This window comes from Acinetobacter sp. CWB-G5, from assembly GCF_019209785.1.
Lineage (GTDB): Bacteria > Pseudomonadota > Gammaproteobacteria > Pseudomonadales > Moraxellaceae > Acinetobacter > Acinetobacter johnsonii.
Map to the genome: position 1 here is coordinate 290,142 of NZ_JAHUTF010000001.1, position 20,830 is coordinate 310,971.

Annotated in this window: 17 protein-coding genes; 7 read left to right on the top strand and 10 right to left on the bottom strand. The window is 41.0% G+C overall.

From position 1 onward, the window contains the following. Nucleotides 1–2: 2 nt before the first annotated feature. Nucleotides 3–1,376: a diaminobutyrate--2-oxoglutarate transaminase gene (locus KVY11_RS01460; protein ID WP_004693606.1), complete on the bottom strand. Its 1,374-nt coding sequence runs from the start codon at nucleotides 1,374–1,376 to the stop codon at nucleotides 3–5. A 474-nt stretch (nucleotides 1,377–1,850) separates the two neighbouring features. Between KVY11_RS01460 and KVY11_RS01465 the strand changes: the two genes are divergently transcribed. The 3 genes from KVY11_RS01465 (at nucleotide 1,851) to KVY11_RS01475 (ending at nucleotide 5,683) form a co-directional block, all read left to right on the top strand. Further along, a complete protein-coding gene (locus KVY11_RS01465; protein ID WP_004693610.1) occupies nucleotides 1,851–2,552 on the top strand; it encodes an SIMPL domain-containing protein in 702 nt (233 codons plus the stop codon). A 192-nt stretch (nucleotides 2,553–2,744) separates the two neighbouring features. Then, the gene (locus tag KVY11_RS01470; RefSeq protein ID WP_218287896.1) at nucleotides 2,745–4,958 is read left to right on the top strand and encodes a TonB-dependent siderophore receptor; all 2,214 of its coding nucleotides are present in this window, start codon (nucleotides 2,745–2,747) and stop codon (nucleotides 4,956–4,958) included. Nucleotides 4,959–5,086: 128 nt separating this feature from the next. Beyond that, on the top strand, nucleotides 5,087–5,683 hold the full coding sequence (locus tag KVY11_RS01475; protein ID WP_218287897.1) for a phosphatase PAP2 family protein: 597 nt from the start codon (nucleotides 5,087–5,089) through the stop codon (nucleotides 5,681–5,683). A 59-nt stretch (nucleotides 5,684–5,742) separates the two neighbouring features. Here KVY11_RS01475 and proB read toward each other — a convergent pair whose 3' ends face one another. The 3 genes from proB to KVY11_RS01490 form a co-directional block, all read right to left on the bottom strand. After that, nucleotides 5,743–6,876 carry a glutamate 5-kinase gene (proB, locus tag KVY11_RS01480; protein WP_062034593.1) on the bottom strand — a complete coding sequence of 378 codons (1,134 nt, stop codon included), beginning with the start codon at nucleotides 6,874–6,876 and terminating at the stop codon, nucleotides 5,743–5,745. Nucleotides 6,877–6,902: 26 nt separating this feature from the next. After that, the gene (cgtA, locus tag KVY11_RS01485) at nucleotides 6,903–8,117 is read right to left on the bottom strand and encodes an Obg family GTPase CgtA (protein WP_168159028.1); all 1,215 of its coding nucleotides are present in this window, start codon (nucleotides 8,115–8,117) and stop codon (nucleotides 6,903–6,905) included. Between the two features lie 402 nt (nucleotides 8,118–8,519). Next, complete coding sequence (locus KVY11_RS01490; RefSeq protein WP_004980366.1) at nucleotides 8,520–8,900, bottom strand: helix-turn-helix domain-containing protein; 381 nt, start codon at nucleotides 8,898–8,900, stop codon at nucleotides 8,520–8,522. 112 nt (nucleotides 8,901–9,012) lie between these two features. On the opposite strand from KVY11_RS01490, the gene KVY11_RS01495 reads away from it, so the two are divergent. Then, nucleotides 9,013–9,864: an SDR family oxidoreductase gene (locus tag KVY11_RS01495; RefSeq protein ID WP_218287898.1), complete on the top strand. Its 852-nt coding sequence runs from the start codon at nucleotides 9,013–9,015 to the stop codon at nucleotides 9,862–9,864. Between the two features lie 52 nt (nucleotides 9,865–9,916). Here the strand turns inward: KVY11_RS01495 and KVY11_RS01500 are convergent, their stop codons facing one another. The 6 genes from KVY11_RS01500 to uvrB all read right to left on the bottom strand — a co-directional run bounded on the left by KVY11_RS01500 (nucleotide 9,917) and on the right by uvrB (nucleotide 17,186). Further along, the gene (locus KVY11_RS01500; protein WP_218287899.1) at nucleotides 9,917–10,597 is read right to left on the bottom strand and encodes a hypothetical protein; all 681 of its coding nucleotides are present in this window, start codon (nucleotides 10,595–10,597) and stop codon (nucleotides 9,917–9,919) included. 10 nt (nucleotides 10,598–10,607) lie between these two features. Beyond that, nucleotides 10,608–11,324, bottom strand: coding sequence for an MFS transporter (locus KVY11_RS01505; RefSeq protein WP_183175925.1), 717 nt, complete (start codon nucleotides 11,322–11,324; stop codon nucleotides 10,608–10,610). Nucleotides 11,325–11,613: 289 nt separating this feature from the next. Continuing rightward, nucleotides 11,614–13,071 (bottom strand): glyceraldehyde-3-phosphate dehydrogenase, encoded by a 1,458-nt coding sequence (locus tag KVY11_RS01510; RefSeq protein WP_004980374.1) that lies wholly within the window; start codon nucleotides 13,069–13,071, stop codon nucleotides 11,614–11,616. Nucleotides 13,072–13,393: 322 nt separating this feature from the next. After that, nucleotides 13,394–14,329 carry an EamA family transporter RarD gene (gene rarD / locus KVY11_RS01515; RefSeq protein ID WP_218287900.1) on the bottom strand — a complete coding sequence of 312 codons (936 nt, stop codon included), beginning with the start codon at nucleotides 14,327–14,329 and terminating at the stop codon, nucleotides 13,394–13,396. A gap of 147 nt (nucleotides 14,330–14,476) precedes the next feature. Next, nucleotides 14,477–15,061 (bottom strand): lipocalin family protein, encoded by a 585-nt coding sequence (locus tag KVY11_RS01520; protein WP_004693638.1) that lies wholly within the window; start codon nucleotides 15,059–15,061, stop codon nucleotides 14,477–14,479. A gap of 103 nt (nucleotides 15,062–15,164) precedes the next feature. Beyond that, nucleotides 15,165–17,186, bottom strand: coding sequence for an excinuclease ABC subunit UvrB (gene uvrB / locus KVY11_RS01525; protein WP_218287901.1), 2,022 nt, complete (start codon nucleotides 17,184–17,186; stop codon nucleotides 15,165–15,167). A gap of 175 nt (nucleotides 17,187–17,361) precedes the next feature. Here uvrB and KVY11_RS01530 point away from each other — a divergent pair, with 175 nt between their 5' ends. The 3 genes from KVY11_RS01530 to KVY11_RS01540 all read left to right on the top strand — a co-directional run bounded on the left by KVY11_RS01530 (nucleotide 17,362) and on the right by KVY11_RS01540 (nucleotide 20,793). Beyond that, entirely contained in the window at nucleotides 17,362–18,153 is a 792-nt protein-coding gene (locus KVY11_RS01530; RefSeq protein WP_058869426.1) for a hypothetical protein, read from the top strand. Nucleotides 18,154–18,410: 257 nt separating this feature from the next. Then, entirely contained in the window at nucleotides 18,411–19,118 is a 708-nt protein-coding gene (locus KVY11_RS01535) for a hypothetical protein (RefSeq protein WP_195728892.1), read from the top strand. A gap of 208 nt (nucleotides 19,119–19,326) precedes the next feature. After that, the gene (locus KVY11_RS01540) at nucleotides 19,327–20,793 is read left to right on the top strand and encodes a sensor domain-containing diguanylate cyclase (protein ID WP_218287902.1); all 1,467 of its coding nucleotides are present in this window, start codon (nucleotides 19,327–19,329) and stop codon (nucleotides 20,791–20,793) included. Nucleotides 20,794–20,830 lie beyond the last annotated feature (37 nt).

The window sequence follows — 20,830 nt, forward strand, 5'->3', positions numbered from 1 at the left end:
GATTACGCGCCTCGAGTTGCAACAAGTGCTTCAGCAATTGCTTTCTTGAAGCGAGAAACCGCTTCAACACATTCATCATGAGTGATGATCAATGGGCAAAGTAAACGAATAACTGTGCCGTTACGGCCGCCTTTTTCTAACAACAATTTGTTGTTAAAGCATGCCGCTTGAATCGCTGCTGCCAATTGACCATCTGCAGGTAAAGACCCCATATGGTCCGCTGGTTTACGCTCATCAACAATTTCAACACCAATCATCAAACCACGACCACGCACGTTACCGATACATGGGAACTCTTGAGCAAGCTTTTTAAATTCAGCTTGTAAAAAATCACCACGTTCTTGTGCATTTTGCGCAAGGTTTTGTTCTTTGATGGTTTTGATCGTTGCAAGACCAGTACCCATTGCCAACTGGTTACCACGGAAAGTACCCGTGTGACCTGCTGGCTGCCAAGCATCAAACTTACGTTTAATACCCAATACAGCAAGTGGTAAGCTACCACCAACGGCTTTAGACATTACCACTACGTCAGGTTCAATACCCGCATGTTCAAATGCGAACATTTTGCCTGAACGTGCAAAGCCTGCTTGAACTTCGTCAAGAATCAACACAATGTTGTGTTTTTCAGTCACTTCGCGGATTTTTTTCAACCATTTGGTTGGCGCTGTTACCACACCGCCTTCACCTTGAATTGCTTCAAGAATGACAGCAGCTGGCTTGGTTACACCACTTTCAACATCTTCAATGAAGTTTTCAAAGAAATATGTCAAAGCATCCACACCCGCTTCACCACCTAAACCAAGTGGGCAACGGTATTCATGCGGATACGGCATAAATTGAACGCCTGGCATTAAACCATTTACAGCATTTTTCGCAGACAGATTACCTGTCATTGCAAGAGCGCCGTGCGTCATACCATGGTAACCACCAGAGAAACTAATCACTGTGCTACGACCGGTATACGTCTTCGCTAATTTAATTGCTGCTTCCGTACCATCTGCACCAGATGGACCACAGAACTGTAAACAATACTCTTCCTTACCGCCTGGTAATTGTTCAAGTAATGCTTCAGTAAATGCATCTTTTAAAGGTGTCGTTAAATCCAAAGTATGTAAAGGAAGACCACTTGCAAGTGTATCTTGAATACTTTGAATTACCGCAGGATGATTATGGCCCAAAGCCAATGTTCCTGCCCCAGCTAAACAATCGAGGTACTCTGTACCTTCAACATCAGTAACCCAGCAGCCTAATGCTTTGGCTATCGCTAACGGCAATTTCCGTGGATAGCTACGAACATTGGATTCCATCTGACTTTGGCGAGTCAAATAGTATTCGTTAGTAGTATTAGTGGCAGGGTTTACAGAAGAAACGCTCATATCGAATTACCATCTCTGATATGGGTTGAAAGAAATAAGTCGGGTGACTTTTGGTCCTTTGACTCGGCGCTTTATAAATTCTAGTTAGATAGCGTTTGGATACTTCATAACTAGGAGGCGGATGATACAGAAATTTTCAATAAAATAAACAGCTTTTGGACATTATCTGCCAGAAATTTACTAAAAAAATATATCATGCCAAACCATAGCTTAAATTATCCTCTTATAGTGTGACAACGTAAAGAAAAGCCGATGAATTTATTTATTTTTCAACTTCGCCACAAAAATTCAAAATACCCACCTTGATTGAAAAATAAGTTTTTGAAATAACTAGCTTTATCTAGGTTTTTCTGAAAAATATTTTATACCTTTTTTTTACAATCGAACCACAATATTTTCGCAAATTCACCACAAATTGGCTTTAAGCTTTTTACAAATGTTGCAAAACTCCTCCTAAATAAAAAAGGAATAAAAATGCGTCAATTCTTCATCCCAGCAATCGCGCTTAGTGCTTTATTTAGCTCAGCAGTTTTTGCTCAGTCTGAGAACCAATTAAACTACAATATTGTCAATGTTCAGGCCGAGGCAACACGCCAAGTATCTAATGATTTAATGAATGCAACGCTTTACATTGAACGGAGTAACAAACAACCTGCCGAACTCGCTACACAAATTACGCAGCTCATGAATCAAGCCACAGCTTTAGCTCGTAAATATCCAAGCGTTAAAGTCGAAACAGGTTCTCAAACCACCTACCCAATTTACAACGATGACAACCAAAAGTTAAAAGAATGGCGTGGTCGTGCTGAAATTAATTTAGAAAGTACCGATTTTAAAGCAGCGAGCCAGCTGATTGGTGAGCTACAGCAAAACTTCCAAACGCAGTCAATCGGCTTTAGTGTGTCCGACACACAACGTAAGAAAGTGGAAAATGAGCTGATTGTTGAAGCATCGAAAAACTTTCAACAGCGTGCGCAATCATTAGCACAAGCATGGAGTAAGTCAGGTTATAACTTGGTTAACTTAAACATTAATACCAGCAACTACTACCCTCGCCCAGTCATGATGCGTGCAGAAAGTGCAAAATTTGCAGCAGCTGATGCACCAATGCAAGATGTTGCAGGCGGCGAATCCAAAATTACTGTGAATGCAAATGGTACTGTTCAACTTAAATAACAGATTTCATTCAAATTCATCTCAAAAGCCACGTTTATCGTGGCTTTTTTATTGTGTGTCCATCAAGAAAATTTTAATTCGCCTATTAATTCTAGTGTTTTAATTGCAATAAGTGATAATAGTTATTATTTGATTTCAACAAAGTTCAGCATATGATAGCCGCGCTCTTTATTATGGATTGCGCACAAAAGAATGATTTCATCACGTCTTCATCTGCAGGATCGCAGATTATTCAAAGCCAAACAACTCAGCATTGCGATTGGGCTTTCTATGAGCTGCTTGACCTATGCACAAGCAGAAGAACTCACTGAAGCAACGAGCAACAATGTACTTCCGACCATCAAACTTGAAGCACAAGGCAACTGGTTAGAAGATGCCAATGCAGAGAAAGTGCAAAAGCATGCAGGCGCTCGTACGATTATTACTCGCAATCGCTTAGATGAAGTTGCTGCGACTTCAATTAAAGATGCCCTGAAGCAAGTGCCTGGTGTTCAAGTCCAAGAAAATAATGGTACTGGTGGCAGTGATGTTTCACTCAATATTGGGGTCCGTGGTTTAGCCTCACGTTTATCTCCTCGTTCTACAGTACTGCTTGATGGTGTCCCGCTATCATTTGCGCCTTATGGACAACCTCAGCTTTCTCTAGCACCAGTATCATTAGGCAATATTGAATCTGTAGATGTGGTTCGTGGAGCAGGTTCTGTACGTTTTGGTCCGCAGAACGTTGGCGGTATCATTAACTTTACAACTCGCGCGATTCCTCAAGAGTTTGCAGGTAATGTCAGCCTAACGACCGAATATGCTTCGGGTACAGATCAAGTTAAATATAGCCCGAATCTATTTGTAGGCGGAACCTTAGATAATGGTTTAGGCCTTGCTCTGCTATATTCGGGTACAAAAGGTGGTGGCTACCGTGAAGCCAATAATAAAACTGACATTGACGATGTCATGTTAAAAACGGCCTATCAAATTACAGATGCTGATGCGATTGCCTTAAACCTACATCACTATGAAGGTTATGGAGAAATGCCTGAAGGCTTAACTGCCGAAAAATATGCACAAAACCCTTATCAGTCAAATAAGTCACGTAATTATTTCTCTGGCCGCCGCTCAGATGTGTCTTTCCGCTATACACATCAAGATGAAAAAAATAACTTTGAATTGCTGACCTATTATATTGACTCATTTCGCACGAGCGACTTAGAGACAGATGTTAGTGCAACGACTTCGCGTATGGACACATCTCCACGCGACTACAAAGTATTTGCCATTGAACCGCGCTGGTCTCGTGCATACCAATTAGGCAACTCAAATAGCGAATTCACTATCGGCTATCGTTATTTAGATGAAGATAGTTCTGAGTTCTCAGGTCGCTCATCTACATATGCATTGAATGCACCTGTGACCGAAATTAAAGCACGTACCACGAGTGAAGGTGGCACTAAAGCACATGCAATTTATGCAGATAACCGCTTCGATTTAGGGAACTGGGTCATCACACCAGGACTACGTTTTGAATCAATTGAAACGCATAACAATTTTACTGCCTATAACCAAGGCGTAGCAGTTAATACCGTTTCACCCAAAATTGATTCAGATGAGTTTTTACCCAGCCTATCGGTTATGTATAAAGCGACAGACAATTGGAACATTTTTGCCAATGCGGGCGTTTCATTCGGCCCACAGCAATACAACCAATTGGCACGTTTAGAAGGTGGGGTTGCACAAAGCACAACTGATGGCTTACATCCTGAAAAGTCCAATAACTATGAAATTGGGACGAAGTATTTAGGCAATGGTCTAAATGCAGAATTAACCGCGTTTTATTTAGATTTCGACAAAGAACTCAGCTTAGTACCTAGTGCTCAAAATAGTAATATTTGGACGGATCTTGGAGCAACTAGTCATAAAGGTGTAGAACTTGGTCTAGCATATGACTTTAGCTATCTAAGCGATGCACTAGAGGGCTTAAAACTCTATAGCAACTATACCTTCACCAAAGCCGTGGCTGAAGCTGGAGAATTTGAAGGTAAAGATCTTCCGTTCTACTCACGCCACACAGCAAATGTTGGCTTAGGCTATAAAGTGAATCAGTGGAGTGTCAATGCAGATATGTTTGCGCAATCTAAACAACACTCTCCAAATAATCCAGATACCTCACTACCTGCAGGATATTACCAGACAGAAGAAACGGTCGATGGTAAATATGGAGACATCCCAGGTTACTCTACCTTTGCGGTGCGTACAGCCTATGACTTTGGTGAGCAATTCCACGGTTTAAAAATCGCGGGTGGCGTTAAAAACGTGTTTGATAAACAATATTTCACACGTTCTACTGACTCAACAGGCGGAAAATATGTAGGGCAACCACGTACCTTCTACCTTCAAACGTCATTTGATTTCTAAAACTGAAAGCCAATTAGTTCAACTACATTGAACTGTTAAAAAAGACTACATTTTTGTGGTCTTTTTTATTTTAACAATATGACAAAATTATGACTCTCTTCCATACTTTATAAACATCATCCACTTTCATGACTCTTTCAGAACTTAATTTATCGCTTTTTTCATGGATTAATGCTTCTCCTGAAGCCAGTAATGCCAGCATTCATTTTGCCATATTCATCGCCAATGACCTGCTCTATTGCATGATTTTACTGTTTGCTTGGTTTTGGCTACGTGGTAACTACGACACTAAAAAACAGATATTGAAGGCATTTATTTTTACCAGTATCGCCATTTTGATCAGCCAATGTATTTCTCATGTGTATTATCACCCACGTCCTTTCGTCATGGAGGTCGGACGCACTCTCATTTACCATGCACCCAATGGCTCTTTCCCAAGTGACCATATGCTAATTTTTAGCAGTATCGCCTTTTCTTATATCTTCTCTGCACAGCGTAAACTAGGAATTTTTCTCTTGATCATGGCTTGGCTTGTTGCATGGTCACGTGTCTATCTTGGTGTTCACTTCCCTTTAGATATGCTCGGCGCTTTTCTATTGGCTTTTGCCTTAAACTTCTTTGGATTAAAGCTTTGGAATCTCTATAAAGAGAAAATCATGCAATGGGCACTCACCATTCACTTTTACTTATTTAAGCCCCTCATTCAAAAAGGCTATATCAAATAACTTTTGCTTTAAAACAAAAAAATCCCGCTCGAAAGCGGGATTTTTTTAATGCGTTTAAATCAGTAGATCGCCATGTGGTTGCGATGAATCATCTCAAGTGAACGTGCTTCACCTAGAACTTGGTGAACTTTATCTGACGCCAAGCCCTTTACCAGCTCCGCAGAACGCGAACTAAAGTTGACACGTCCGACCGCAACACGGCCACCTTGGATATCAACACATTCAACCACGTCACCGCGTTCAAAATGCCCTTCCACAGCTTTCACGCCAACAGGAAGTAAACTACGATGATTGTCTTTAATGGCTTTGACAGCACCATCATCCAACACCAAACGACCCGCAGTTTGTAAGTGAGCTGCTAGCCACTGTTGATGAGCAGTAATACGGTCATTGTCAGTAATAAACAATGTCCCAAGCATTTCACCATCCATCAAACGTTCAAGCACATTGTCGCTTTCACCACTGGCAATCAGCGTTGGACAGCCAGACTTTGCAGCTAAGCGTGCAGCACGGACTTTGGTCAACATACCACCACGACCAAACTTACCGCCACCGCCAGCCATATCAAATAAACTCTCATCTAGAGCACGCACAGTATGGAACAGTTTTGCATCTGGATTTGAACGTGGGTCTGAGTCGAACATACCTTGCTGATCAGTCAAAATAATTAACAAATCAGCATGGACTTGACCTGCAACCATTGCGGCCAGCGTATCATTGTCACCAAAGCGAATTTCATCAGTCGAAACCGTGTCATTCTCGTTGATTACAGGAATGACATGCCATTCAATCAAGTTCTGTAAAGCATCACATGAGTTCAAATAACGACGACGGTCTGCCAAGTCATCATGGGTTAATAACACTTGAGCAGTCTGAATGTGGTGTTTTTCAAGCACACTTGACCACGTATGTATAAGGCCCATTTGACCAATGGCAGCACACGCCTGAAGACTGGGTAGATCGGTGGGTCGGCTGTCTAGCTTCATACGAACCATACCTTCAGCCACAGCTCCTGACGACACCAGAATAATCTCATGTCCTGCATTGTGTAGATCTGCAATTTGTTTCGCCCAATGCGAAATTGCATCTATATCTAAACCTTGCCCATTTGCTGTGAGTAAAGATGATCCGATTTTAACAACGATTCGTTTACAAGCTTCGAGCTTACGTTGCCCATCTACCACTTCTATCATCTTGTCCTCAGTTACTCATTACGAGCTTAACGTACGTAAAACACTTCCACTTCGCCGTCATCTTCATCATCATCTTCATCATCATCAGCCAACAGGCCTGCAAGGCGTTGTTGGCGACGCATTTCACGATATGCTTCTTTAGCGGCAATAGTTTGTTCGCGTGTTTCAGCTTCAAGCTGCTCACGGAATGCTTTTACTTCAGCTGCATAGTCAGGATCTTCAAGCTCACGTTCACGTTGTTGCTCAATTTGATCCATCAGGTAATACACAACTGGTTTTGTCCCTTCAGACATCAAACCTGAAGTTTTGAATACAGGGCCATCCCACTGCATTTCATCTAAGATATGCTGACACCATTCATCACGCGTATCGTCTGCAAGTTGGTCAACTTTGTTTAACACTAGAACGATAGGTAACTTTGAAAGAGTCGGAGAGAATTTCTCTAACTCAGCCAAGATTGCTTTTGCATTGTATGCAGGATCTGAACCATCAATCGGCTGAACATCCACAATGTGAAGCAAAATACGCGTACGCGCCAAGTGCTTTAAGAAACGAATACCAAGACCTGCCCCCTCAGAAGCCCCTTCAATCAAGCCTGGAATGTCCGCCATAACAAATGAACGGTGACTGTCTGCATCGACTACACCAAGGTTTGGAATCATCGTGGTAAACGGATAGTCTGCAACCTTAGGTTTTGCTGCTGATACGGCACGAATAAACGTCGATTTACCCGCATTTGGCATACCCAGCAAACCGACATCTGCCAATACTTTTAGCTCTAAACGAATTTCACGGAATTCGCCTTTAAAACCGTGGGTACACTTACGTGGCGAACGGTTCGTCGATGATTTAAAGTGAGTATTACCCAAACCACCATCACCACCCGCTGCAACAAGCACACGCTGACCACTTTCAACCAAGTCGCCAATAATGTCACCCGAGTCAGTGTCAACAATAGTTGTACCTACAGGAACCTTTAATACAGTGTCTTCACCACCACGGCCTGCGCAGTTCGCGCCACGGCCATTTTTAGCTCGTTCCGCACGGAAGCGGCGAGTATAACGGAAGTCTACGAGGGTACTGGTATTATCATCAGCTTCGATAAATACGCTACCACCACGACCACCATCACCACCGTCTGGACCACCAAAAGGTACGAATTTTTCACGGCGAAAACTGGCTACGCCATTGCCACCGTCGCCAGCCTCTACGGTAATGACTGCTTCATCAACAAAGCGCATGCTGCCAATCCTCTAAATACTTTAAAACCGCATATTCTGCCATATTTTACAAAATTTCTCGAATAGAATTATTCAGCGAAACATGAAATTTAGTCACAAAAATACCAAAATCTAAATTTTTGACACTTTTCACCTGATTTTCTTCATTTTTTAATTTAAATATGCTGACCATTTAGTCGTTAGATCACTCTTTGACTCATTTTATTCAATCCTACTCAACTTTTACTCCAAGAAGGATTTTCTCATCAAAATAGCGCACCAAAAGAGGAGATTGTTTAATAACAAGCCCTTTTCACAGCCTGAAATTTGAACCAGCTCTAATCCACTTCCGCACTCCTGAGGGATTCACTATTAAAGTGTAATTAAGGATTCACACAACCAATCCACATTACTTGTCATCTTTTATTTTAAAGCCGCTACTCGCTCCTTGCTTTCTAGAATTTCAGGCAAACTTTTTTCAATCCAACCAATCAAATACATGGTTTTCTCAGCGGCTTGAGAACCCAAGATCGTCAATTGGTACTCTACTTTGGGCGGCACCACAGGATAGACCGTCCGTAGAATAAAGCCATCATGCTCAAGCGTTTTGAGTGTCTGAGAAAGCATTTTCTCACTCACTCCTTCTATACGCTGCTTGAGCTCACTAAAACGATGTACGCCATCACTTAAACAGCGCAACACCAGTACCGACCATTTACTCGTAAGATGCTCCAAAATTTCACGAGATGGACACTCCGTGGATAAAACTTGACCTAACAATTTGCTTGTCGCATAGGTGTGCATCATTTCTCTCCATTTAGTTTATTACTTACTTTTTGGTACGTACTTACATTTAGTAAGTTAACAGATTAAGATACAACCATCAAGTATAGAAAACAACCAACATAGGTGAATTATGAAAATTGCAATCACAGGCGCAACAGGACAACTTGGCAACCTCGTTATAGAGCAACTTTTGCAGCTGACCGCTGCCCAGAATATTGTTGTGCTGGTTCGTAACATTGATAGAGCTGAACATTTCAAAGCGCAAGGTATTGAGCTGCGTGAGTTTGATTATGACCGCCCTGAAACATTAGTTCCTGCTCTATTAGGAATAGATAAGTTATTACTCATTTCAGCCAATGAAATTGGTCGTCGTACGCCTCAACACCAAGCAGTGATTGATGCTGCGAAAGTGGCCGGCGTGCCTTATCTTGCTTATACCAGCCTACTTCGTGCAGATACCTCTCCACTCGGCTTAGCTCAAGAACACCGTGAAACCGAAAGACTTATTCAAGACAGTGGAATCACTTATACCTTCTTAAGAAATAATTGGTATAGCGAAAACTACCTTGCAGGTGTTGCTCATACCATTGAAATTGGGACGCTTTTTGGCGCAGCTCAAGACGGTCGAATTAGCTCAGCATCGCGTATAGATTATGCTGAAGCTGCAGCCAAAGTCTTAACTTCAACAGGTCATGAGAATAAAACCTATGAATTGGCAGGTTCTGAAAGTTTTACTAAAGCTGATTTGGCTCAATTCATCAGTCAGGCAACTCATAAGCCAGTTATCTATCAAAATTTGTCTGCCGATGACCTGCGTCAAGGCTTAATTCAAGCCAACCTCCCATCATACTTGATTGATGTGATTGTGGATGCTGATGTGCAGACCGCCAAAGGCGCGATGTACAGCAACAGTAAAGACCTAGAACAATTGATTGGACATAAGACCACCAGTATTCAAGATTCGATTAAAGCCGCACTTTAAGCCAATCATTTAATCTTCACATTCAAACACCACCAATGATTGGTGGTGTTTTTCATGGATGAATGTTCTTCAGGGGTAGTGTCATATTCATCTCCAAATTCGCAGTCGTACTTCGCCCTATGTTGTACATGGTGGCATTGAAGCTTGCTATTTTGCGCATAGTCATTGGGTCATTCAAATTTAACTGTGGCGCAAACTGATGCAACACATGCAGTCGTACTTGCTCATTGAACTCAAAATAGACCAAGCCATTAAACATAATTTTGATTGGGATCTGATAGTCCTGCTTTAAATGAAATGGTACAGCCAGCTTAATCGGAATATCTAAAGTGAGTGGGAACTTAGGCAATAGTTTATTTTGATAAATTAGATCTGTAGTTGTCTCCAACGGCATGTTTTGATCAATGAGTACCTCGGTTTGATAATCAACAGATACTGAAACGGGTACTTCTACTTCAAACTCTAAATTTGCCAAATATTTCCCAGTCAAAGGTAGGTTGATTTTCTGATCGATTTTCAGTTGCGTATCTAAAGTCCCAACGGATTGGGTTTCTAAATAATTACCCACTTGGATTTTTGTCGGTAAGGAGTCTGATAGTTGAATTTGGGCTTCACTCGCAGACACTTGCATATTGGCTTGAATATTCAGGTACAACCAAAACAGCACAGCCACCAAAATTACAATGCACACAAAACTCAATACAAGCTGCTTCACAGACTGGAATATCCGCATACTCCCCCCCCTATGGCTTCACGTGTTCTTGAGGTTGAGGTTTTTCACGCAGTAATTGCAAGCTATTGAGTGGAATTTTCAACTCCCCCTGCTTAATTTCAATTGGCAATGTATTCTGTACATCCACCGACGCTTTCAATGCCGTTTTAATGGGAACCTTTAAATGCCCCTGTATTGGAATATTGGTCTTAACCACTGTATTTACTGGAATATGTAGATTTTCTTTCAGTACTGTTTTCACAGGCGCATCAAATTTGAGGTGTACTTGCTGTTCAAGTGGCACATCGATATGAATCGGCACATCCAACTGAATGGGAATATTTCCTTTTAAAGGTAAAGTCACATCTCGTCCCATGACTTTCACCTGTACCTTGGTATCTACAGGCATATTCTGATTAATTTTCAAGGTTTCACGCACTGGAATGGTGGTTTTAATCGGAACCTGATTATCAAAATACACCCGTGGAGTCAGCGTTTGGGTCAGGGGAATATTCAGGTTTTCACGAATCGGAATTTCTGCATTGACACGCCCTGTGACATCCACATCTAAGGCATCATGAATTTTAACCTCGGCTTGTAAAGGCTCTTGCAGATCAATACTGACTTTTTGATTTTCTAAGGGAATATAAATATTAAAGTGTTTAAACGTCCAAATAGCGATAAGTACACCGCATACAGATGCCAACACAATGAATGCCAATCCACTTAGCACATGCTTCACTTGCAAATTCAAATTCCTTTTGTTTTATTTTCTTTTTATCTGACAAATATCATCCTTTTGTCAGCCTAGAAAGTCATTGAGGGCGGTATACCAACCAGACTCTATAATTTTTTATCACCCTATTCTACACAGTATTCTAATTATTCTAAGTAAATTAGTAGGGATTAAACATTGGCAACTCTTAGCACTCAAGCCAATACTTATGTCACCCCCAACGCACCTGATTGGCCTCATCCACAACAACAGCGCAAAAAAAAGAGCCTCAATTGAGGCTCTTTTTAGTCGCTATTACAAATTATGCATTTGTTTCAGCTGGAATTTTTGGATAGCTTACGCCGCCCATTTGCTCTGCAATACGTAACACTTGGCAGCTATAACCAACTTCGTTATCGTACCAAACATAAGCAGTTAAACGGTTACCCGAAGTGATTGTTGCTTGCGCATCAAATACACCTGCTGTACGTGAACCGATAAAGTCAGATGATACAACTTCAGTCGAGTTGGTATAACCGATCTGACCTTGAAGGCTAGAGCTGATTGAAATTTTACGAATGTATTCGTTCACTTCATCACGATCAACTTCTTTATCTAAAGTTAAGTTCAAAATCGCAAGTGAAACGTTTGGTGTTGGAACACGTACAGAGTTACCTGTCAGTTTACCTTGAAGTGCTGGAAGTGCTTTCGCAACTGCTTTAGCTGCACCAGTTTCAGTAATTACCATATTTAACGTTGCAGCACGACCACGACGGTCTGCTTTATGGTAGTTGTCGATTAAGTTCTGGTCGTTTGTAAACGAGTGAACTGTTTCAACATGACCATTCAACACTGTGTATTTGTCATGCAACACTTTAAGTGTTGGTGTAATTGCGTTGGTTGTACAGCTTGCAGCAGAGATAATGGTATCTTCATCAAGAATATCTGCTTGGTTCACACCAAATACAACGTTCTTCATGTCGCCTTTACCTGGTGCAGTCAAGATCACACGTGCAGCACCTGGGCACTTAAGGTGTTGAGCAAGACCTTCAGCATCACGCCATTTACCTGTGTTGTCGATCACTAACGCATTGCTAATACCATAATCGGTATAATCAACTTCAGTTGGGTTCGACGCATAAATCACTTTGATGAATTGACCGTTGGCAATGATTGCTTCGTTTTCTTCATCAACAGAAATCGTACCAGAGAATGGACCATGGATTGAGTCACGGCGTAATAAAGACGCTCGTTTTTCCAAATCACCATCAGATGACTTACGAACCACAATCGCTTTTAGGTTCAAACCACGACCAAGACCAGACTGACCAATCATTAAACGTGCAAGAATACGACCGATACGACCAAAACCGTAAAGGACAACGTCACGACCTTCTACTGAAGTCGCACGACCTTCTACAGATTTAACAGCGGCTGCAACAAATGCATCAACATCGCCACCTTGCTCTTTAAATGCAACGGCTAATTTGCCTAGATCAATTTCAGCAGTACCGATATTTTCAATTTTAGCCAACGCTTCAAGAATTGGGAACGTGTGTACAACTGAAAGCTCAACGTCCATCATACGAGTGAAACGGTGCGCTTTTAAAATTTGGATAACTGAACGGTTAACTAAAGAACGTCCAAACACTGAAACCACAATATTTTTTTCACGGTAAAGCTGACCGATCAAAGCGATCATTTGTTCCGCGATTTCTTCACGGTTTTTCCAGCGACCTTGGTGTTCTGCGTGTAGGGCGATGATAGTCTCTTTGCTCACAGATACGTCCTCTAATTAATTTAATCTAAGCATAAATTTTAAAACCCAACAATTGTAAAGGATTTAGCGCCAAGTTTGAATCGAAAGCTGTAAATGCATGATGTTTTTTGTCGTATATTCATTATTAATTTAAGAAATGATTGCATTTAGTCTTATGATTTTGCAGTATAAAAATTAAAAAAATATTTTTTAGATAAAAAATAAACAGTTACACAAATGATGTTTTATCAAACAGTCAACTATTCTTAAAGGGCAATAAACAAATCAGGAACTTGCTTATCGCCCAAATTCCAGCGCAATGACAGCTCCGAACATCATCAAATTAGTCTGAATGTTGCTTTTTTTCAAAATGCTCAATATTTCGTTCGAGCTGTTTTTTATTTTGTTGCTGTTTATATAAATGCAACACACCTTCAATAATAAGCAATAAGACTGCGAACCAAATTGGAATATAGGTAAACCACTCACCTGGCTCTATACGCTCTCCCATGGCAACTGATGCTCCTGCTAATAAAACAGGCTCCAAATAACTCAGCAAACCAAAGATCACAAAAGGTAAATAACGACTCGCGAGTATATAACTTCCGAGTCCCATTGCACTTAAGAAACCCAGTCCGATGACCGCCAAAATCAGATGTGGAAACTCTTGTATCAAAGCCAAACTATCGCTATGCACAAAGCCCAAATAAAACGCGACAGGTAAAATTAAAAACAGATCCCACCAGAAGCCACCCAAATGATCCGTTTTACAAACACGGCGCAGGAAGAAATACAAAGGATAAGCCAAAGCGATATAAACCGTTTCCCATGCCATGCTACCAATACGCCAAATTTCATGTCCTACCCCAAGCACAGCAAAGGCTACCGCGGCCATTTGCCAACGGGATAGTTTTTCCTTGTAAAGGATGCAACCAACCAACACCATGACCAAAGGCAGTAAAAAATAGCCAAGCGATACTTGTAGACCACGACCATTCATGGGTCCCCATAAGAATAGCCACAACTGCGTGGTACATAAAACCGAACTGAACAATAACCAAGCAAACATCCAAGGTTGTTTAAAGATACGCTTAAACAACTCCGAAATGAGTTTTAAATCGCCACTCCACCACATGAATGCGGTTAAAAAGGGTAAGGTCGAAAGCATACGCCAAGCAAAAGTTTGCTCACTATCTAAGGGCTTTAAAAAAAAGGTATAAAAATACAAAATACCAAAAGTGACGGATGCTAAAACCGATAGTGCAACACCTTTATACATCCTTCACTCCACATTGATTTACACGATTTTAATAAGCGCCGATTATAAAGCGTTCGACTGGATAAAGCTTTATTATTCAAGTTTTAAAATACGTATATGAAACTAAAAAAGCCATGCTTCAGCATGGCTTTCAAGGCTTAATAAATTTTACTTTTGCAATTGTTTGGTATGAATCAGATCATTCAAATCATAACCCACTGACTTTGCATATTCTAAGTATTCATTAATAACTTTTTGGTCTGGTTGTGGCGAGCGAGAAAGCACCCACATATATTTACGGCGTGGCTCACCCACTAAAACCGTTTGATAGTCATCATCAATTTTTAAAATCCAATAATCCCCCCGTGCCACAGGTAACCAACGCACCGCCTCAGGTAAAAAACTCACTTTCAACTTACTGTTAAAAGGTGGGTTTTGTACAAATGCTTCACCTATGGACTGCATCAGCTTACCATCTTGAGCATAACATCGGTTATCTACTGTCACATTGCCATTTTCATTCAGGGTATAGGTAGCCGAGACATTACTTCCACATTTATTTTGAAAGTACATGGGCTTACGTGCAATTTCGTACCAAACACCCAAATAACGGTCTAATTCAACCTTATCCACCACGGCTAAGGGTTTGCTTTGGGCGTAAGCCATGGTTGCCATGCCTAACCCGACTAAAACAGCACCACCTACAGCAATTTTGGCAAGCGTAAACCCCGCCTTTGGAAGATTTGCAGACATAAACTGTACCTTTAATATTTCAGAATTTATGATCTAAAAATAAACATCTCTTTAAAAAATAATGCTTTTTGCCCAAATTACTGTAGCGTTATGTAAATGCAACTTAGGTTAGAAGTTGCGCCTTTAAGCGCAAAATTTCATCTCGTAGACGTGCAGCTTGCTCAAACTGTAGCTCTTTAGAAGCTTTTAACATTTCTTTTTCCAGCTTAGTTAAGTACTTGGCAAGAAGTTTCGGATCGGACAGCAAGTGCTGTTCATCTGCACTGAGGGTTTGGTGTTGATCTATGATACCACTTTCAACTTGATCATCTGTCAGCACTTCGCCTGTATCAATATCCTTTTTATTTTGTCTGATGGTGCTACGCGGAATAATGCCATGCAGCTCATTAAAGGCCATTTGTTTTTCACGGCGACGGGCTGTTTCATCGATGGCTTTTTGCATCGAATCGGTAATCCGATCACCATATAAAATCGCTTTGCCTTTTACATTACGTGCTGCACGACCAATGGTTTGAATCAAAGAGCGCTCAGAACGTAAGAAACCCTCTTTGTCCGCATCCAAGATCGCCACCAAAGACACTTCAGGCATGTCCAAGCCTTCACGTAGTAAGTTGATCCCGACGAGAACATCGTAGACACCTGAACGTAAATCATGAATAATTTTCACCCGTTCAACAGTGTCAATATCTGAATGCAGATAAGCAACTTTGACCCCATACTCTTTCAAATACGAGCTTAAATCCTCTGCCATACGTTTAGTTAAGGTGGTAACCAAGACACGCTCATCTAGATCTTTGCGGATATTGATCTCAGACAAGACATCATCAACTTGAGTCAATACCGGACGTACTTCAATTTCAGGGTCAATCAACCCTGTAGGACGAACCACCTGCTCAGCTATTTGCTCGGCTTTTTCAAGCTCGTATTTGGCTGGGGTTGCACTGACATAAATTGTAGCTGGGGTAATCCGCTCCCACTCTTCAAACTGCATTGGACGGTTATCTAGAGCACTAGGGAGACGGAAACCATAATTCACCAAGTTTTCTTTACGCGAACGGTCACCTTTATACATCGCGCCAATTTGCGGCACAGTCACGTGTGACTCATCAATAATCAGTAAGGCATCGTCAGGAACATAATCAAATAAGGTCGGTGGTGCTTCGCCCGCGGGACGACCTGACAAATGACGTGAATAGTTTTCAATACCGTTGGTATAGCCCAACTGCTGCATCATTTCTAAATCATAACGGGTACGTTGCTCAATTCGCTGAGCTTCAAGCAATTTGTCATGTGCACGAAAGAAACCTAAACGCTCTTTTAACTCTTCACGAATCGTGCCGATGGCGCGCTCTAAATTATCTTTCGGTGTTACATAGTGACTTTTTGGGTAAATTGTCACGCGCGGAACTTTACGGACAAGTTTGCCTGTCAGTGGATCGAACCAACGAATCGAATCTACTTCATCATCAAACAACTCGATTCGAATCGCATGCTGATCCGATTCGGCAGGGAAAATATCGATAATTTCACCGCGGATACGATAGGTACCGCGTAAAAACTCAAGCTCATTACGGCTATATTGCATTTCCACCAAACGACGAATGACGTCATCACGTGCGATACGATCGCCCTGTACAATATGTAGCAACATGCTCATATAGGCATTAGGGTCACCCAAACCATAAATAGCAGAAACTGAAGCAACAATAATTGCATCGCGACGTTCTAAGAGAGAACGTGTTGCAGATAAACGCATTTGGTCAATGTGGTCATTGATCGCAGAATCTTTTTCAATGAATGTGTCTGAAGATGGGACATAGGCTTCAGGTTGGTAATAGTCATAATAACTGACAAAATATTCGACGGCATTGTTCGGAAAGAAAGATTTGAACTCACCATAAAGCTGTGCAGCTAAGGTTTTATTATGTGCCATGACAATGGTCGGACGTTGCGTCCGTGCAATCACGTTGGCCATGGTATAGGTTTTACCAGAACCGGTAACCCCAAGTAACAACTGGTCGTGATAGCCCTTTTCTATTCCAGCAACAAGCTTTTCGATGGCTTGCGGCTGATCACCTGCGGGTTGGTAATTGGTGACTAAATCAAAAGGTTGTTTCTCACTCACAGACATATCCCAAGATTTGCTTCTTCAACCGTCTATTTTAACAGATTCAATCCAGAGCAATTCTTGCTTTTAGATTTTTAATGTAATTTACTGAAAATATTACAAAGATTTTTCACTTGACCCCCCCGTATTTCAAGGGCAACATGAAGTGAAGAAGAGCGAAAAATCAGAGCCTATGACATACCAATATCATGACGAAAGCATCGTCAAAAACCTAGATGAACATACCGTATTTGTGTTTGGTAGTAACATGGCAGGTCAACATGCGGATGGCGCTGCCCGAACTGCACTTGAGCACTTTGGCGCAATCAAAGGCGTCGGACGTGGATGGTCAGGGCAAAGTTATGCCATTCCCACCATGAACGAACACTTACAGCAAATGCCGCTCTCGCAAATTCAACACTATATTGATGACTTTAAAATCTATACTAAAAATCACCCTAAAATGACTTACTTTCTAACCTCTATCGGCTGTGGTATTGCGGGTTATAAAGTTGAAGAAATTGCTCCTATGTTTAAAGGCATTTCTCATAATGTTATTTTCCCCGCATCATTTCGCCCATTTGTGGAAAGAACTCTGCCACGCCTAAGTAAAAAATTTTTGCATACTATTTTTAACGATGCTGTGATTTTCAGCACTCAAAATGATGACATGCTGATTCAGCATTTGGCCTTAACCGATAATGAAAAAAGTTTAGCCAAAATTATTCTCAACACACGCATGTATCCAACCGACAGTAATGGTCGTGATCGTGTTTTTGAAATTGAAGATATTTTACATGCGCTGTCTGGGAAAATATTTGATTTTGAGACCAACGCTGAGGGACGCATGCTTTTTGGTGGTGCCATTCTAGCGCTGTTGGAACTTTATAATATCAATGAACAAGACTTCATTGAGGTTTGGCAAGGCACACGAGAAATCGCACCACCGAAGCCTGAACATCGTGCGCGAAAAGCCTCACGTTAAATCCAGTCTTCTCAAAAAAGCCAATCCATCAGATTGGCTTTTTTAGTTAAAAATAATAGAGTTATTTGAATCTTCCCAATCGCCAACTACGACAAAAAATGTGACGGTATTGTTCCTACTTTTCCCTTTTTAACTTTTAAAAGTTCACTTACACTCTGAATCATAATCATACTTTTCAAAAATTTAAATAAATCATGAGAACAAATAGACAGCTTGAAGCTTTAAAATCCCAAAGAAACAAGCATGCACTTTTCAGTATGGCTATTGCCGTTGTCATGCTGATTGCATTTTATCAACTGCCTCAGTTTCAGGATTTTAATTTTATAAATCTATCCCCAGTCTACTTTATCTTCATTGTATGCTTATCCTTCCTCAAAAAGACAAAGAGCGAACAACCGAAAAAGAACAACCTCCTTTTAAATATTTTATTCATGACGGCGCCCTTCTTCATCATTAATGTTTTTGCACTTTCCAGTCTCAGCAAATTTACCGACTATTCAGCTGTGCGTATTGCAAACCACATACCCAACCCACAACACGTCGAGGGCCAAATTCTCTTAAATAGCTACACTGTGGGCTCTGGGCGCAATAAATCACATTATGAAGATGTTGTGTTAAATGAACCCTCTCAACAGCAACCACTAAGACTGGTCTGTAATTTTATGGATCGCTTTAAAAGCTGCCCACTCTTAGAAAACTTTCAACAACAAAAAGTCAGTATTAGTTATTACACAGACAGCCGTCAGTTTATCTACCCAGAAGTTTTAGTGTTATCGGTCACAACAGACAACACAACCATCAGTAGCCAAGACTTCATGCAGATCTATCATCAACAACGAAGCAATTTTTTGATGTATTTATTCTTCATGGTATTAATTCCAAACCTGTTGGTGATCAATTTATTTTGGCGCGACCATCAATATCAACAATCACAAACTTTTCGCTATCGACCTCAAAGCATTTAGCGCTTATCAATATCAGCATACACACTCTTTTCAGCTCCAAAACCATTGGAGCTTATGCACTTTCCATAAGCAATAAATATGCATTTTTTGACTGAATCCCTCCATAAACTCACATTAATTTTAAAAATAACTTTTTTTATCACATTATTTTAAAAAGTTTTTTTAGCGCTTATACTGCTTTAAATTCCAACATAAAAACGAGATATAAATGCAATTATTGGACTCTCCTATTTTTGAATTATCTCCCATTGCCATGTGGTTAGAAGACTTTAGTGAAGTACAAAAACAATTCGATCTTTGGCGGAGTGAAGGTGTTGAAGATATTGCGTCTTTTCTGTTGGAAGACAAATCACGTATTTTAAGTTGTGCGCATAAAATTAAAGTCCTGCATGTCAACCCGCAAACCTTAAAACAATTTGAAGCCGAAAGTTTTGAAGATTTAACTGCGAACCTTGCGCAAATTTTTAAAGCAGATATGTCAAGCACTCATTTAAATGAGCTGGTCGCACTTTGGAATGGTGAGACCTTATTTGAAAATACTGCTGTAAACTATACGCTTACAGGCCATCGCCTTGACATTCGACTGCGCGGGACAGTACTTCCTGGTCATGAACACGATCTTTCATTGGTTTTGATCACTACGGAAGACATCACGCCCTATGCCAATGCACAACGTTTAGAAGAAAAAAGTCGTTTAATTGCTGAGGCACGTTTTCAATACTCGCCTACTTCGCTTTGGGTTGAGGACTTTAGCCGAGTCAAAGCACGTTTAGATCATTTACGTCGTTTGGGGATCAGTGACTTTAAAACCTTCCTTGATGTCCACAATGACTTTATTAATGAATGCCTCAGAGACATCATGGTTACAGATGTAAACCAAGCCACACTCGATTTGTTTGCTGCACGTGACAAAGACCATTTACTTAAAAATTTGCATAAAGTCTTTCAAAACGAAACCCAACAGACCTTTCGACATCAGTTGCTCGAACTATGGGATGGCAATATTCAACATAACTGCGAAGCGGTCAATTATGCACTCGATGGAAGTATTCGCCATGTGCTGTTACATTTTGCCGTGTTTCCGGGCTTCGAAGACGATTGGGGTATGGTACAACTGGCACTCACCGATATTACCGCGCGCAAAAAAGCCGAAAATTATCTTGAGTACTTGGGCAAACATGATGTCTTAACCAAACTTTATAACCGCTCTTTCTACAGCACTGAAATCAACCGACTTGAGCGCAACAACCTGCGCCCTGTGTCTTGTATTTTCCTAGACATGAATGGCTTGAAAGCCATCAATGACAATCTCGGCCATGATCAAGGCGATAGCTTATTACGCCGTATGGGGAATACCCTGAATCAGTTAATTGAAAACACGCAATACTCTGCTTCAAGGATCGGTGGTGATGAATTTGTGGTGCTATTACCTGCCGCCGATGAAGCCGCATTGAACCATTGTATTGAAAGTTTGCATGAGCTTTTAATGGTAGATAACCAATTTAATAATCATCAACCTATTAGTGTGTCGATTGGCACTGCCACCAGCCAGCCAAATGAACGGGTTGAAGATATGCTTAAACGTGCCGACACTGCGATGTATGAGCACAAAAAAACCTACTATGCAGAAAATGATCGACGGGTTACCAATTATAACCCAGCGAATGATCAATAAAAAAGCGCCCTAAACAGGGCGCTTTTTTTATCTCAAT

Bases quoted from the DNA above. Each gene is read 5' to 3' on its own strand.
- KVY11_RS01475 (WP_218287897.1), top strand. From the start codon at position 5,087: ATGACTCTTTCAGAACTTAATTTATCGCTTTTTTCATGGATTAATGCT.
- KVY11_RS01465 (WP_004693610.1), top strand. From the start codon at position 1,851: ATGCGTCAATTCTTCATCCCAGCAATCGCGCTTAGTGCTTTATTTAGC.
- KVY11_RS01535 (WP_195728892.1), top strand. From the start codon at position 18,411: ATGGCTATTGCCGTTGTCATGCTGATTGCATTTTATCAACTGCCTCAG.
- KVY11_RS01520 (WP_004693638.1), bottom strand. From the start codon at position 15,061: ATGTCTGCAAATCTTCCAAAGGCGGGGTTTACGCTTGCCAAAATTGCT.
- KVY11_RS01530 (WP_058869426.1), top strand. From the start codon at position 17,362: ATGACATACCAATATCATGACGAAAGCATCGTCAAAAACCTAGATGAA.
- cgtA (WP_168159028.1), bottom strand. From the start codon at position 8,117: ATGCGCTTTGTTGATGAAGCAGTCATTACCGTAGAGGCTGGCGACGGT.
- KVY11_RS01495 (WP_218287898.1), top strand. From the start codon at position 9,013: ATGAAAATTGCAATCACAGGCGCAACAGGACAACTTGGCAACCTCGTT.
- proB (WP_062034593.1), bottom strand. From the start codon at position 6,876: ATGATAGAAGTGGTAGATGGGCAACGTAAGCTCGAAGCTTGTAAACGA.
- KVY11_RS01500 (WP_218287899.1), bottom strand. From the start codon at position 10,597: ATGCGGATATTCCAGTCTGTGAAGCAGCTTGTATTGAGTTTTGTGTGC.
- KVY11_RS01540 (WP_218287902.1), top strand. From the start codon at position 19,327: ATGCAATTATTGGACTCTCCTATTTTTGAATTATCTCCCATTGCCATG.
- KVY11_RS01470 (WP_218287896.1), top strand. From the start codon at position 2,745: ATGATTTCATCACGTCTTCATCTGCAGGATCGCAGATTATTCAAAGCC.
- KVY11_RS01490 (WP_004980366.1), bottom strand. From the start codon at position 8,900: ATGCACACCTATGCGACAAGCAAATTGTTAGGTCAAGTTTTATCCACG.
- KVY11_RS01460 (WP_004693606.1), bottom strand. From the start codon at position 1,376: ATGAGCGTTTCTTCTGTAAACCCTGCCACTAATACTACTAACGAATAC.
- rarD (WP_218287900.1), bottom strand. From the start codon at position 14,329: ATGTATAAAGGTGTTGCACTATCGGTTTTAGCATCCGTCACTTTTGGT.